The sequence below is a fragment of the Bacillus sp. AR8-1 genome (assembly GCF_008042345.1).
In the GTDB taxonomy this organism is placed as follows: Bacteria; Bacillota; Bacilli; order Bacillales; family Bacillaceae_G; genus Bacillus_A; species Bacillus_A cereus.
Genome location: NZ_QNUB01000005.1, coordinates 115822 through 131774, shown reverse-complemented (window position 1 = coordinate 131774; position 15953 = coordinate 115822). Strand labels below are relative to the sequence as shown.

Genomic DNA, 15953 nt, shown 5'->3' with positions numbered 1-15953 from the left:
ATTATTTTGATTCATTTTCTTCTAAAACACCCAAAAATAGAGAAGTTGACGAGCTTAAGATTGTAGTATTCGAAAAATCAGTAGTTTAGTTAAACCAATACGATAAGCAAGTATACCTTGTTATTAATGAAAGAGGACCTGATATGAACATCAGGTCCTCTTTTACTATATAATTATTTCCCTGCTTCTTTTAGTTTTTTCTAGCTTTAAATACCGGCGCCTTAGCAGCAAAAAAACTTGTAGGAATCTTTATCTAGCGTTTTATTCTTCTCTACCGATTTAACTTCTCGACAGCTTCCGCACTTGTATCTACACGTTTAACGAAAAAAACTAATAGTAGTGCAACAACATTCATGCCAAGCGCTACATAAAATGAATATTGAATTCCAGATAATAAAGCCTTCTGAGTTACTATTGCCTTCGTAGTTTCTGTAAAGGTTGTTGGATCTATATCAGACATTAAACTTTCAGCTTTTGTTTTTGTTACAGAGTTCATAATCGTAACAAGGATAGCAGTACCAATCGAACCGGACACTTGTTGAGCTGTATTATTAACAGCTGTACCGTGCGGATTTAAACGAGTTGGTAATTGATTAAGACCATTTGTCATAAGTGGCATCATCACCATCGCCATCCCAAACATCCGCAGTGTGTAAATAAGAATAATATGTGTGTGACTAGAGTCGAGTTGCAGGTTTGCTAGCATATAAGTTGAAACAGCTGTAATGGAAAGCCCCACTATGCCAAGAATCCGAGGACCATATTTATCAAATAGTTTACCTGTAATTGGTGACATAATCCCCATTATAACCGCACCTGGAAGCATCATCAGCCCAGAGCTCAGCGGCGAAATACCACGGACGTTTTGTACATAAGCTGGTGTTAAAATCATACCCGAAAACATGGCCACCGCGTTAACAATTGCAATTACAGACGCAAGTGCAAACATTGGGTACTTGTAAACACGTAAATCCAATAACGGCTCATCCATTTTTAATTGACGAATAATGAAAGCAATTAGGGCAATAGCACCTATGATTAAGGTTGTTAAGACAACTTTATTTGTCCAACCATCGGAGCTTGCAGAACTGAATCCATATAACAAACCGCCAAAACCGACAGAAGATAATAGTAATGAGAGATAATCAAGTTTTGCATTTTTGTTTTGTTTCATGACATTCTCAGATTTCCAAATCCCTAACAGTAAGCTAATGATTGCTAACGGTAAAATCATTTCAAAAAGCAAACGCCAGTCATAATACTCTACAATATAACCTGATAGTGTCGGTCCAATTGCTGGAGCTGTAATCATAACTAGTCCAAAAATCCCCATTGCTGTTCCCCTTTTTTCTCTCGGAAAGCTTACTAGCATAATATTCATTAACAAAGGCCCCATAACTGAAGAGCCTGCCGCTTGAACCATCCGACCAGTAAGTAATAAACCAAAATTCGGCGCTACAGCCGCTAAGGCAGTACCAAGAATAAAAATCACCATAGAGGTAATAAATAGGCTTCTATTCGAGAAACGCGTTATTAAAAATGCTGATGCCGGAATTAATATACCACTTACAAGCATATACCCTGTAGAAAGCCACTGGATCGTTGAATAATCTTGAATGTCTAAATCTTTCATTATTGATGGCAAGGCTACATTTAAAAGCGAGTTATTTAGAAATGAAACAAATGCCCCAATAAAAAGAATTACAAGCATTAAATATGGTGGTTTTCTTTTATGTAATGTTTCACTCATATATTTAATTGCCCCTTCATTATAAATTTCATTGATTCGTTTAAATCGTTTACATATTTGCACAAGAAAACATTACCCTTGCAGTATTTTGCCAAACTCTTCGAATGGATATTCTCTTTTTAGCAATTCCACTTGCCCAACATAACATTTTAAAATCTTTTTGTTGATTAAACCTTTATAAAAATGTTTGTTAACGAAATTTAAATTAGGCTGAAATATATAAAAGAAGCAACTGAAAATACCCTTCTAAAATAAAGTGAAACTTTAAATCAACAAGTCCACACACCCATTCCTTTAAATACAGGCTTGTAGATCTAGTTATGTAACCATCCATAAAAAGGAATATTACATAGGCTAAGTCTAACATTACATTTTTAAAGTGAGGAGAATAAGCGTATGCACCAATATTGGTATTTGAATTCAAAGGGAAACGGGGAACAATATACTAACCAAATTTCATTATATTCACAGCCCGAAATAACTAAATCTGAGGTAATGAATGATTTGAAGCTTCCTGAGAATTGGAGTTACCGAGTCTATCCAGTTAGTTGGGATTCACCAGCCAATTATACGGGGTTCAGTCCCCAACCCCCTCCCTTCTCTTGGGGGCAGCCAATCAATTATGCAGGGATGATGCCCCAAGGACATCCCGATAATTGGACTCCACTACCAGGTCATGAAGGTTTTAATTTTCAAAAACCTTCCTTCCCCTGGGCGCAACCATTCAATCATACAGGGATGTTCGCACAAGGGCATCTTGCCGCTTTACTATCGCCGCCAACTAAGCCTTTTCATTTCAATACCAATAACTCGGGTGTTTTTGGAAACCCTCCAGGATGGGGTAGTCCGTGGGCCCCAATGGGATGGGGAAATAACGGAGGTAACGGTCAGCCAGGAATGCTTGGAAACTTACTTACAGCAGGAAAAGGCACCATGAGTGGAATAGGAATGATCAGTAGTCTAATCGGGATGGGGAAGTTCTTCTTTTAGTTAATTAAAGTGATAGAATTGGTCCGCAGCTCAGACATTCCAACAAAATATTTCATTTTCCATTGATTTAATGTTTTCAAACATGTACTCCTCAATATATTTATTGTGTGCTTCCAATACTCCATCCAAGTTCGTCTCCTTGTCTTTCAATTTATAAAAAAATCTGTTGCAACTCTTTAGACAACAATTCCAGTTCATAAAAAATCGATAAGTTCATAACAAAAACGCCATCTCTTCCTATGATTCTAGGGAAAGAATAGCGTTTTTGTTACGTAACAATTAAGTTGTTTCATTCTTGTTTATTCAATAATTTCATTGTCATTTCTCTGCATTTTTAGCCTGATAGCGATATGATCATAACCCGTAAAATGCCATTTCTTTTACTTATGCTTTGCTAAAAATTCTGTTATGCGACGATATACATATATTTCATTTTCTTTTTTTGAAAATCCATGCCCTTCATCGTCTAATACTAGGTATTCTACATCTACTCCTTGTTTTTGCAACGCTTGAAAAATTTGATCCGATTCTTCCTTTACAACTCGTGGATCATTTGCCCCTTGGATGATAAGGAGTGGTTTATTCATTTGATTTAAGTAAGTAATTGGTGAATCTTGTATAAGCTTATCTTTATCATTATTAATATCACCTATTAAATTAACTGCGAGCGGTTTCCAATTTTCAGGCATAGATTCGATAAAACTAAATAAATTGCTAGGTCCAAAAATGTCAATGGCTGCACGGAAATACTCTGAATGACGCCCGTGAAGCAATAAGGTCATATATCCTCCATAACTACCGCCCATAACAAATAATTTATCAGGAGTTGATATCCCCTGTTCAAATAACCATTCGATCCCTGCTACACAATCTAAACGCGGTGCTTCTCCCCAATCACCTTCAATCATTTTTGTAAACGTTGAACCATATCTTGTACTACCTCTAAAGTTTGGCGCAAAAATATTATATCCCTGCCTTAATAAATATTGAAATAATGCTCTGAAATCTTTCGTCTCAGCACTTTGTGGACCACCATGAGGCCAAAATATTGTATATCCGTTTTGTACTTCTCCTTTCGCCCGGAATAATAATGCTTCTATGTTTAACCCATCAAAAGAGGCATATGTTATAACATCCGGTTCAACAAAAGAAGATTCAGATAGACCAATAACATAGTTTTTTGTTAATGCTGCCCATTCTGTATCTCTATTCTTCTTGTAATAGATGTTTGCTGTTTTCTTCGCACTTTCACCTAGTAAATATAAATTTTCCGATTTTGTAATTTCAATTTGACTTATCGTATCTACCGGAGAATTCAATAGAATTAACTCTTTTTTATCCCATACAAATTTATATAACCTATCTGTAACACCTTTCGACGAAACAATGTAGCCATTTTTTGTTTCAGCATGCCATTTTATATCGGAAATATCTTCCTTCTCTATTTTACAGATTGGTTTGAATTCCTGTTTATTTAAATCAAAAGAAGCTACATAGGAAAACTCTTCTTCATAATTTGTAACGAAAATCACTGTATTTTCATCAATATAAGAAATGGAGCCTACAGTATGTTCTTTCTCAATGGAAGGTACTAAACAAATAAGTTCTTCTCCTTTTTTTACATATCCTACATTATATGTATTACTATATGACTTTAAAACAATGTAACTTGATTCATTCGGACTTACTGCCTCTACATATGTAGGTGTCTCCACACCAGTTAACAACAGCGTATCTTCTTTTGTGCGTATATTATAACAACGAGAGTTTAAGAACATTGGGTTATCTTTACTTGTGACATAGTATAATCGTTCCCCATCCTCTGTTAAATGCACAAAGTAATCCTTTTCTGTCTCTCCTGCTGGAATCAATTCAAGCAATCCACCACCCTCTGGTTTTAATGCATAAATATGATAATTTTCATCCCCATCTTTATCAAATCCAGCTAAAATAAATCGATTTAAAGAATCCATTTTAATAAAATTGCTTGATTGATTACAATATGTTAATGGATAAGGGGATAAATTGGGTAAATCCATCGCCCATAAATTAGAATGACCATTTAAGTTTGTACTAAAAATTAATTTTCCTTCATCTTCACTAACTGTAAACCTACCAATACTATAGGATCTAAAAAATTGTTCAGCATCTTCCATAGGAAATTGAATCATCTTTCTTCCTCCACTCTACCTTATATCTAAAAATTCAGAACATCTTATATATAAAGATTCTACATTTTCCTATTTATCCCTTTTGGGTTTTATTTAGATTTACTTCTACCTTCTACTTCTTCTTATTAACATTACATAACGATGCGGAGAGTTTTTTAAACAACTCTTCTTTTAGCAGTGAATATATTCTTTACTATTTCACGATTACTTCTCATTCGATATTTCTCACTAATTATCCCCCAAAGCGAAAAATAAGCGGGGAATTAGAGAGCAAAATCTACCATATACTTTTATTCAGCTAACTTCTCACCAGTAACAATCTTCATAAAAGCAGCTGCGTCTTTCTCTGCTAATTGAGCGTACTGATTATCCCCCGCCATTATTTCTACTTTATCCTTATTAGGACTAATCCACATTTGATATAAAACAGCTTTCGCTTCTATTTTCGGATTTTTAAACTGAAAAACAAACTGATAATCAGCTGAACGAGACATTTCCACCTTTTTATTTTCAAAGTTAGTATCATTTAATATTTTCTTTACTTGCAATACTTTATTCTTGTCTGTAATTACCTTCAAATCCTCATAATGATTATCACCAGCATGTTTTTGCACTTCGATTGTTTGATTATGATTTCCTATATTATTTGAACAGCTGGTTACTACAAATAAACAAATCACGCTGAAGACTAAATACAAATTTCTAATTTGCATAGCGCTCTCCGCCTTTAGTGTATATAATAGTTCACTTCCATTACGCTTTTAAAATGTAAAATAAGAATACACCCCATAAGCCACAAATAAGATTAATAGAATAGAAATGCCGAGTGCCGTATATATAATCCATTTTAAATTTGAATTCATATCATCCTCCTACCTCTCGGTAATTCCAGTATATAACAAAAAAAGCATTGGATACCCAATGCTTTTTACACTTACGCAAATAGAGACGTATTCGCATATAAAGCTGGTGAACCACCTGAATGTACGAATAAAATATTGTCTTCCTTATTAAATTTACCTTTTCTAATTAAGTCGATTAATCCCGCTACTGCCTTACCTGTATACACTGGATCAAGTAAAATACCTTCTGTTTTCGCAAGTAACTGAACTGCCTCTACCATTTCCGGCGTTGGTAACGCATAGCCTTGTCCTACATATTCATCAAAGCACGTAACAGCGTCGCGCGGGATAAAGTTTGGAATACCAACGTGTGCTGAAGTTTCATCTACAAGTTTTGCTACTTTCTCTTCTTGCTCAGCTTTTCCTCTACTTACGTTAATCCCGATTACAGGAATATGGCTTTGCGTTCCAGAAAAACCAGTAATTAAACCCGCATGCATACCAGCGCTACCGCTTACGCAAACAACTGAACTGAAATCAATTCCTTGCTCAAATGATTGCGCCATAATTTCTTGGGCACAAGCAACGTATCCCATTGCGCCCGTAGGGTTTGATCCACCAACTGGAATTACATATGGTGTACTACCTTTTTCACTTACTTCTTGTGCTACTTTATGCATCTCTTCCATCAGGTCTGCTCCGTTCGGTACAACAATGACGTTTTCAGCACCTAATAAGTGATATAAGAAATAGTTTCCGTTAAAGTCTCTCTTCTCTTCTGGCTCAAGCCCTTCCTCTAATACAAGAATACATTTCATTTTTTCTTTTACTGCAGCAGCAAGTGTCAGGCGGCAATGATTTGACTGAATACCACCAGCTGTAATTAACGTATCTGCACCCTTTTCCTGTGCATCCGCAACTAAAAATTCTAACTTTCTCGTCTTATTACCACCGGCTGTTAAACCAAGTAAATCATCTCGTTTAAAATAAATAGTCGGGCCACCAAGTGCTTCTGAAAAATTGTTTAACTTTTCAATTGGTGTATATGATTCTGTATATTTTTTTCTCGGGAATTTAGCTAAATTCATTGTAACGCTCCTTTTGTACTTCTTTCACAATATATGTAACGTTACTATTATTACATGTAAAAATGGTGAAGTCATCTTTCTGGGTTAAAAATATATTAAAATTCGGTACATGAAATTTATATCAACGATTTTTTAAATATATCGTTCATTACTTACAATATATTAACGATTTTTCAAATATATCGATTGTAACTTGCCATATATCAACGATTTTCTTAATATATCGATCTATCGACAAAAAACGACAGACAGGCACCCCCTTTCTCATCAACAAAAAAGAGCCCACACATTCAAATGTGGACTCCCTCCAATCACTTATTTACCGAAAAACGAAGTAACTGCGTTAATCCCGGCTCTAAATTCATTTCACCTTTATGGCGTACGTATACGACTTTATCTCCATCAAATTTCGGAGGATTTGCTTGACTATACGTATGCCACTCATTCGTTCCTTCTATAGAATACTCCATATATTCATTTGCACCGACAATTATATTTTTACGATCATTTGCCGTTACATTTGGTGCCATCTGCGCAATTTTTGAATCACTAATTAATAACTTCTTTATATCCTTATCACGTTTGTAATCGTAAGCTGTCACAATTACATCGTTACCATATGCTTTCACTTGTAACCCTTGTTTAAATGAATAGCCATCTGGAGCAGTTTTCTCTCCTCCATTTGGTCCTGCTGACATCCAACCTGTTTCAATCCCGCCCGTATTTACAACAGTGAAACCTTTTTCATCTCCGCCTTTAATTTTCTTTTTACCAGCCCAGTCAGGTAAGTTTAAATCCCAATGCGTATGGCTCGTGAAGAAAACAACTTGCGGATAGTCTTTTAATATATCGTACAATTTATCGACGTTTAAATAATCTTGTAAATATGGTGATTGTCTTGATCCAGATACTGTATCAGGTAAAACGTGATGAGAGAAAATGAAGATTGGCTTATTTTTATCTTTTTGACTGTACTCTTCTAAATTTTGTTTTAACCAACCTAATTGCTCATCACTCATATATACTTCATCCCACATTTTTGAATCGTGGTATTGCATATATTTTTCAGTTCCTAAAAATAGAAGCGGATAACCGTCTAATTCTTTTTTATGATATACCTTTTCTTGTCCACTAAATTTCAGATAGCGGTTAAATAAAGTTTCCTCAGTTACACCATTTGGCCATGTACTTTGAGAGAGTTTCCCATCTTCTGTCCATTTACCAGCATAAAACTCATGATTCCCAACAGTAGACCATACATTTTCTGGATGCTTATTTTTATTTAACACACGCTTTACATCATCATATTGTGACTGTTGTCCAGTCGGCGTTATATCCCCATTCATAATAAGCGCTCTAGAAAGTGGCGTTACTTTATTCATATCTTTTAATACATGATCAAAATCTCCTAAATCACCTTGAATGTCACTAATAACGTTAAAAGTTGTAGCTGATTTTCGGACTTGCTCTTTCCCTTCCGCATGCACTGAAAACGTCGATAATAATGCCGCCATAACTGCTAACGAAGCAACTGTCTTTTTCATACAAATTCTCCCCCTAATAATAGAATGTACAAACTGACATGTTCTGCTTTCTCTTAGGTGCTTGTCCAATTCACATTATAAGGAGGGATTGTAAAGATAGATGGAATAAAAAATTAAGTGTTTTTTAAGAGATTTTGTCTTTTTTTCACACTCCACAATTAGTAATTCGCGCCAATCTAGCTTTCTAGTCTTTAACATTACATAAATGTAAATGAATATGATGAATCTCTTCGTTTGATATGTTGTCTTTTTAATCTTTGTTATATAACCGCCACAAAATACGCTCTCTTTTCAAGTTCTCTTCATTTAATAAACGTTACTCCTCTTTTAATTAGCCTTAAAATTATAAAGTGGCTTAATAATATGTTTAATATCAATTGTGTCCTTTGTATTCTCAACAATCTCATCCATTGGCTTATATACCATTGGTGCTTCATCTAAAGTACTTTCTGCAACAGATGTAGTCCAAACCTCTGTCATTGTATTTTGAAAATTCTCTAAGTTAAGTAATTCTTTCGCCTTCTTACGACTCATAATACGCCCTGCTCCATGCGGGCCAGAAAAGTTCCAATCTGGATTCCCTTTACCAAATGCAATGATAGAACCGTCTCTCATATTAATTGGAATGATTACTCGTTCATCTTTCTGAGCTGAAATAGCACCTTTTCGTAGAATCATATTGTCCATATCGATGTAGTTATGGATTGTAGTGAATTGATCTGTTACTTTCCAATCCATTTTAGTGACGATTTCATCAATCATTGCTTTACGATTTAACTCCGCATATTTTTGAGCAATTTTCATATCATTCATGTAATCTTTAAATCCTTGTCCTTCTAAATAAGCTAATTCTTTGCGAATCACCGGTTTCTTAATTTCACGTAAAGCTTCATGTATTTCTTGTTGTCTACCTTCTTTCGTTAAACGTTCAATGATTTCTTCTTTAATAGATTTAACGTTTATAAGTTGCTCGTAAGCAAAGTTTTGATAATACTCTGCTACCTGTTTCCCTAAATTACGCGAACCACTATGAATGACAATGTATACATTTCCTTTATCATCCTCATTCAGTTCGACAAAATGATTGCCCCCGCCAAGTGTACCAATACTTTTTTGAGCACGTTGCAATGTAAACGGGGCTCTTACACTATCAAAATCAATCATTTTTGAAAATCTATGTTCCTTATCTCGAATACGAAAACCACTTGGGACAAATTTACGTATCGTTTCGTCTAAGCGATCGAAGTTGATTTCCTCTTTTTTCTTATTAATCATAACAACTTCCATGCCACAACCAATATCGTACTTACCTCTCAGTTTCCTGAAAGAGTGGACTATACCTTCTCTACAGTCATCGAGATATGCAGTCTCTACTGTAGGCTCACCGTATTAATTATTCCTCTTCAATTCAAAATGGATGAGGAATAATTCTGTACCTTAGTCTGCTAACATGGTACAAGTCTCTGAACCATTCGATTATGTCACCATAACCACTGGCTGCTGATTGCCCTCGCCTTTTATCGTTAGGGTTCCCAGTCAATTGAGTGAGTAGTTTAAAGTCTGAGCCAATTAGTTAACCCCGACTAAATTAGGAACAATCTTATCTTGAATTGTCATTGTTGTCCCAATCGTACAACCTGCGCCCGCATGTGTATCTGGCATAATACGAATCTTGCTATCCTTTACGAATTCTTGGTTACAAAGATCAATAATTTGACCTGCTGCCGTTTCTTCTACATTCGTAGTATACACTTTCGCTTCATTGTATTTTCCTCGTAATTTCAACATCTTCTATTTCCCCTTTCCTTTAGTTTCTACAAAACATTAATTTATATATATTATATATTTATAATTATATTTTCCACCACTACAGCTCATTTCCTTTTTTATAAAAAAAGACACAGAGATTCCTCTCCATGCCTACTAATTTCTTACCTTTTCACCGCATGTACATAATGCACCGTCTCAAAAGCTTTCAAATAATCATTTCTTCCTTCAAAATATAATGTATTTATGTCCTCTGGTGATAAATGCTCATAAATAAGTAAGCCCACCTTCTCTAACAGTGCTTCCATTTCGGCATAAGAATAACATGATTTCATCGGTTCTCCGCCTACCTCAGCCATTTTCACCATATTTTCAACTCGATTGGACAGTCCCTTTTCCGTAAATAAGTTTTCATCGGGATAATCGAAAACGATAGAACTCCCTTCTGGAACCATAGCGAATAAACATTCTATTAAACTAGAAAGCTCTTCTTTTGTTAAATAATACGAAACACCTAAAAGACTAAAGAAAGTCTTTTTATTTTCAAATCCTTCATTGCGTAACTGTTCATAGAAAAATTCTTTCGTAAAATCCATTGAAACAAAATGAAGGTTATTTGGAACTTCAAGTTCTGCTTCTTTTATTCTTTCCTTCTTAGACGCTTGCGTAGAAGGATGATCCACTTCAAATATTTCTATTTTATTTTCTAATTCTCGGTGTCTAAGACTGAACGTATCTAAGCCTGCACCGAGTATGACGTATTGTTTCGCTCCTAATGTAATTTCATGTAGGAATACTCTTTCACAATATGCCGCACGTGCTAAAGGTGTTGGTGATAACTGAACTTGTGTAATCCATTTTAATATTTCTTTTGGATTGTCTTGAAACTGCTCTGCGATATCTTTATTGAAAAAGTGTATCCCTTTAACCATGTTCGTTTCAATATCGTTACGTTCTTTTTGTGAAATGAAATCTTTAGCTACATAATCATCAAAGATTTTAGAATTATCAAAGTCACTATGATATACTCTGCTGAAAGCCGATACTAACGACGTTACACTTGCTTCACCTTGTTTCACGCACATACACTCTCCTTCATTTTCACAACAAAAATAGGGTTCCCCTGGCCAGGAGAACCCTATTATACACCTTATTTTTATATTGGTAAATTATAGCATAAATAAGTTTTTTTGTCAAGTTTTCAGCCTACTAACGCTCCAATAATTTGTGTAATCTCTAGCAGGAAGATTTCGATCTACACCGAATATTCCAGTTCATAACAACACAAATGGAGGGCGTCATGAAAAGATTAGTCATCATTACAGTTGGAAAAACACACAGTGGAAAAACTACATTTGCAAGAGCATTAGAAAAAGAGTTACCCCACTCTTTCGTTATGGATCAAGATAATCAAGCTGAATTTATTAACACGCATTACGAAAAATTACAGCCGGCTAAAGGCCCTAATACATTTAAGCACGGTCTTTCAAAATTCATTGTTGATTATGCGAAAGAACATTCAAATTTACACCTTATTATTTGTAATTCCAATCGCAGTAAAAACGGAAGATTCTATTTACTAAACGAATTATTTCCACAGAATGAATATGTACGCATACTCGTTCATTTTGCCATTCCAGATGATGTACTTTACGAAAGAGTGGCTAGAAGCACGCGAAATACGAATATTTTTAGAGGTGGCTATTCTAGTTTCAAAGAAGTACTTGATCGACAACAAACTGAATTACTTCACGATGATGTAGTAGATCCTATAGAAAATGAAGCTGATTATTTGTTTGTTATTCGTAACAGTAAGGATGTAAACTCTACTATATTAAAAATTGTCCATCTTGCTAAAGAGTTCTCCCCTACTCCAAAATAAGAGACTATAAAAATTACATAATCATAGATTATTATGCAAATACTTCCTCTAGACGGCGCAGATGGTATATAATGATGGAAGAATCTACTTCTATATGCTCAATTTTACACAAAACAGCTCATGCATATGAAAGAAAAGAGGTACAAAAATATGAAAACAAAACAAACAATTGCTGCGTCTACACTAGCTTTAGCAATGATTGCTGGCGCGAACTCTGCTCATGCGGAAGTAAATGATGCTACTCCTCAGCAAAGTACGGGAGATCGATTAGCTGAAATTAAGCAACATAAACAAGAGTTAGATGCGAAATTACAGCAACACAAAGAAAACGTGGATCAAACATTAAATGAACTTAACAAAGTTAAGGAAAATGTTGATACTAAGGTGAATGAACTACATGAACGTAAACAAGTTGCTGATGAAAAAATTAACGAGATTAAACAACATAAACAAGAGTTAGATGCAAAACTTCAGCAAGACAAACAAATCGCCGAAGATAAAATCGCTGAAATTAAAGAGCATAAAAAACAAGTAGAAGATAAAGTTGCTGAAGTAAAAGAGCATAAACAAAATATCGATAACAAAGTGAATGAGATTAAAGAACATAAACAAACTGTCGATGAAAAAGTGAATGAAATGAAGCAACATAAAGAGAACATTGATCAAAAGGTTAATGAACTTAAGGAAGTTAAAAAACAAGTAGATGAAAAATTAGCTGAGTTAAAGAAAGCGAAACAAACTGCTGAAGACAAACTCGCTGAACTAAAAGAAAACAAGCCGAATACTGGTAACACGTTAGAGGAACTTAAGAAAATTAAAGGCAATTTAGACAGTCTTTCCGCTAACTTAGAACTAGCTAAACAAGATGTAAAAAACAAACTAGCTGAATTACAAAAGGCTAGAGAAGATTTACTAAATAAAATTAACGAAATTAAACAATCGAAACAAACTGTTTCAGACGATTTAACAAAGAAAAAACAAGACTTAGATATTAAAATCAACGACTTTAAGCATACTGAGAAAAAAATTGACGACAAATTAGCTGAGTTACATACAACGAAGCAAAATGTTGATAACAAGATTAATGAAGTATCACAGTCTAAACAAACGCAAACAGATAATGGTACTAAAAACAATAACGCTAAAGAACTTCCTAACGCTGGTAGCGAGCAATCAAACAATATGGCTCTAGGAATGCTATCTGTATTAGGCGGGATTTTATTACTTACTCGTAATAAAATTAAAACGTTATTCTCTAAATAAATCCATTAAAAAAAGGAAAACCGCACATACAGGTACGGTTTTCCTTTTTTTATATTAACTGTCCATCTCGAAGCGTCAATATACGATCACATACATCAAGCATTCTTTCATCATGTGTAATCATAATTGCTGCTTTTTGGCTCTCTTTCACTTCACGTTTCATCATTTCAACAACTTCACGTGCGCGTTTTGAGTCTAAGCTTGCCGTTGGCTCATCCGCTAATATTAAATCTGGGTTGTTCATGAACGCACGAGCAATTGCTACCCTTTGTTTTTCCCCACCAGATAGTTGATTTGGATAATGATTTTTTCTTTCTCCTAATCCAAATGCTGCTAATAAATGATCCGCACGCTTTTCTGATTCTTGTTTGTTTTCTTTTTTAAGCTTTGCAATGTAAAGCAATTGTTCTTTCACATTTAAATATGGAACGAGATTTGCGAACTGGAAAATGAAGCCGATTTTTTTCAAACGAATGTCTGTCATTTCCTTTTCCGATAACTTCGTAATATTTTGCTCACGAATGTAAATATCTCCTTTTGACGGTGATAATAAAGCACCCGCGATCGATAACAACGTACTTTTCCCTGATCCAGAAGGACCAACGATTCCGATAAATTCTCCAGCTTTCACATCAAGCGACATCGGATGAAGGGCTGTTACTTCCGTATTCCCTTCTCCGTACACTTTACTTACTTTGTCTAATTTCAATAATGAAGTCATTACATCCCGCCTCCAATTGCTTCTAATGCATCAACTTTTAATACTTGGTATAACGAAATAAGTGTTCCTAAAATACTAATTACGATAAAGATTGCTGCGTATTGTGCAATCATCGGTGTTGTTAATAAGAACGGCATACCTGCTGGTAAAATTTGTTCTAACCCTTGTACAAGAACGATACTAATTACCATCGCAACGACTGATAAGAATAACGCCTGTACGACTAAACTATTTGCTAAATACGAGTTCTTCGTACCAATTGCTTTTAATACACCTAATTGCTGTGTTTTTTGTAGTGTAATAACATAGAAGAATACACCGATTAATAACGCAGCGATCACAAGTAAGAACGCAATGATCATCGTTAAAGTTCCTTGCTCTTCTTTAAATCCTGGAATACTTTGCAGTACTTCTTTTTTATCGATAACGTGAGCATTTTTAATTTCTTTATCTGTGTTAAGTGCAATTGCACTATAATCTTTTTGGTTTGGTTGTGAAATAGATCCCCATACGTCTTCATTTACATAAACGACTGGTGTATGGCTAAACATTTGATCTTTCGTAAATCCGACGATTGTAAATTCTTTCTTTGAAACAGGATCGATAATTGTATCCCCAATATCGATTCCTTTTTCTTTAATTGATTCATCAGCAACCATTTCATTATTTGCTGTACCTAATTTCTCACCTTTTACAATGTTCGGTTCTAAAAATGAATCGCGTTCACTTGAAAAAATAGCGATATCAACCTTTTTCGAACTATCTTTCTTTTCATATGTTGAAACTTTCACACGAAACGGAACTGCCTCTTTCTCGCCTACTTGACTTACTACATTATCTACATCGTCTTTCTTAATTTGTGAACGAAGTAATTTATTTTCCGCATCATCTGCTAAAACGAACTTATTTGCCTCCATATTTTGAATCGATGAAGCATTATCATATGATAATCCATTTGCTAATCCTGAAATAACAAGGACTAAAAATGATAGTAACACCATAATGAGTCCGATTAATCCGTATCTTAATTTTGATTGTTTCAATTCGCGCAGAGCTAAAAACATTTCGCTCGCTCCTTCCTCTTTCTTTCTATGCACTAATCATAAAAAAGAAATATGAACGGAATATGAACAGAAGATTACAGAGTAAAAAAATAAATTTTCTGAAAGTATTGAAAATAAATAGAATCCTTGATACAATTCAGTCAAATAATATTGACCGAGTAATTTAATTCAAGGAGTTGATCATGTTGAAGCCCGTATTAACACTAACTACTTATAGCCAACTAAAAGCATTAAGCGATCCACTACGTGCCGAAATGATGATACGTCTATGCGAACGTCCTTATACTGGACAATTACTCTCTGAGAAATTCGGCATTTCAAGGGCGAAAATTCATTATCATTTAAAAGAATTAGAAAAGAATAGTCTTATAGAGATCGTTTATACAGAAGAAAAGAATGGGATTATTCAAAAGTTTTATCAATCTGTCGCTAAAGGCTTCACCCCTGCTACAGATCTATTACCTCATTTAGAAATATTAAGCGAATCAGGTCGCCAAATCTTTTTACAAATGATAGAAAGAACGAAAAGCCAAATTCTCGCTGCACCAGAAGAAGCTTTTACATTACGAAATGCAAGTGAAGATCCAGCTAAGTGGAATTACGTTTCATCCTGCTGGGAATTTGATGCTACGCCAGAACAATTTCAAGTGTGGGTGAAAAAGTTTCATCAATTGATGGCTGAATTAAACGAAATTACAAAAGGTGCAGATAAAGATCCGAATAGTAAACCTTATTATATTTCTACTACTGCACTTCAAATCGCTGAGAGAACAATGCAGCAATTTATTAAAAAAGAAGAAAAATCGTAATACGATTTTTTTTACATAAACGGTCAAATTTATTTTACCGAATAAATTTATTATAAAGGAGT

General features: G+C 34.7%; 14 protein-coding genes. 4 read left to right on the top strand and 10 right to left on the bottom strand.

The features are described 5' to 3' along the window. Positions 1–271: 271 nt before the first annotated feature. Positions 272–1750 carry a DHA2 family efflux MFS transporter permease subunit gene (locus DN400_RS02030; RefSeq protein WP_016098696.1) on the bottom strand — a complete coding sequence of 493 codons (1479 nt, stop codon included), beginning with the start codon at positions 1748–1750 and terminating at the stop codon, positions 272–274. Positions 1751–2146: 396 nt separating this feature from the next. On the opposite strand from DN400_RS02030, the gene DN400_RS02025 reads away from it, so the two are divergent. Then, positions 2147–2740: a hypothetical protein gene (locus tag DN400_RS02025; RefSeq protein ID WP_000554433.1), complete on the top strand. Its 594-nt coding sequence runs from the start codon at positions 2147–2149 to the stop codon at positions 2738–2740. Positions 2741–3120: 380 nt separating this feature from the next. Here DN400_RS02025 and DN400_RS02020 read toward each other — a convergent pair whose 3' ends face one another. The 7 genes from DN400_RS02020 to DN400_RS01990 all read right to left on the bottom strand — a co-directional run bounded on the left by DN400_RS02020 (position 3121) and on the right by DN400_RS01990 (position 11237). After that, positions 3121–4911, bottom strand: a complete 1791-nt coding sequence (locus DN400_RS02020; RefSeq protein ID WP_097822309.1) for a S9 family peptidase — start codon at positions 4909–4911, stop codon at positions 3121–3123. A gap of 290 nt (positions 4912–5201) precedes the next feature. Continuing rightward, positions 5202–5624 (bottom strand): YhfM domain-containing protein, encoded by a 423-nt coding sequence (locus DN400_RS02015; RefSeq protein WP_001167092.1) that lies wholly within the window; start codon positions 5622–5624, stop codon positions 5202–5204. Between the two features lie 221 nt (positions 5625–5845). Then, positions 5846–6841 (bottom strand): D-cysteate sulfo-lyase, encoded by a 996-nt coding sequence (gene cuyA, locus DN400_RS02010; RefSeq protein WP_147801513.1) that lies wholly within the window; start codon positions 6839–6841, stop codon positions 5846–5848. 311 nt (positions 6842–7152) lie between these two features. Further along, a complete protein-coding gene (locus DN400_RS02005) occupies positions 7153–8385 on the bottom strand; it encodes a DUF4073 domain-containing protein (protein WP_098255892.1) in 1233 nt (410 codons plus the stop codon). A gap of 327 nt (positions 8386–8712) precedes the next feature. Next, a complete protein-coding gene (locus DN400_RS02000) occupies positions 8713–9672 on the bottom strand; it encodes an RtcB family protein (RefSeq protein WP_147801512.1) in 960 nt (319 codons plus the stop codon). A 282-nt stretch (positions 9673–9954) separates the two neighbouring features. Continuing rightward, positions 9955–10173: an RtcB family protein gene (locus tag DN400_RS01995; RefSeq protein WP_000916247.1), complete on the bottom strand. Its 219-nt coding sequence runs from the start codon at positions 10171–10173 to the stop codon at positions 9955–9957. Positions 10174–10316: 143 nt separating this feature from the next. Next, entirely contained in the window at positions 10317–11237 is a 921-nt protein-coding gene (locus DN400_RS01990; protein ID WP_098211401.1) for a class I SAM-dependent methyltransferase, read from the bottom strand. Positions 11238–11452: 215 nt separating this feature from the next. On the opposite strand from DN400_RS01990, the gene DN400_RS01985 reads away from it, so the two are divergent. Continuing rightward, positions 11453–12034, top strand: a complete 582-nt coding sequence (locus DN400_RS01985) for an AAA family ATPase (protein WP_098255893.1) — start codon at positions 11453–11455, stop codon at positions 12032–12034. Positions 12035–12184: 150 nt separating this feature from the next. Beyond that, entirely contained in the window at positions 12185–13297 is a 1113-nt protein-coding gene (locus DN400_RS01980) for an LPXTG cell wall anchor domain-containing protein (protein WP_065229084.1), read from the top strand. Positions 13298–13346: 49 nt separating this feature from the next. Here the strand turns inward: DN400_RS01980 and DN400_RS01975 are convergent, their stop codons facing one another. Beyond that, positions 13347–14018, bottom strand: coding sequence for an ABC transporter ATP-binding protein (locus DN400_RS01975; protein WP_016512575.1), 672 nt, complete (start codon positions 14016–14018; stop codon positions 13347–13349). Further along, complete coding sequence (locus tag DN400_RS01970) at positions 14018–15082, bottom strand: ABC transporter permease (RefSeq protein ID WP_000477773.1); 1065 nt, start codon at positions 15080–15082, stop codon at positions 14018–14020. The genes DN400_RS01975 and DN400_RS01970 overlap by 1 nt, the downstream gene beginning before the upstream one ends. A 185-nt stretch (positions 15083–15267) precedes the next feature. Here DN400_RS01970 and DN400_RS01965 point away from each other — a divergent pair, with 185 nt between their 5' ends. Continuing rightward, positions 15268–15891, top strand: a complete 624-nt coding sequence (locus tag DN400_RS01965) for an ArsR/SmtB family transcription factor (RefSeq protein WP_065229282.1) — start codon at positions 15268–15270, stop codon at positions 15889–15891. Positions 15892–15953: the final 62 nt, after the last annotated feature.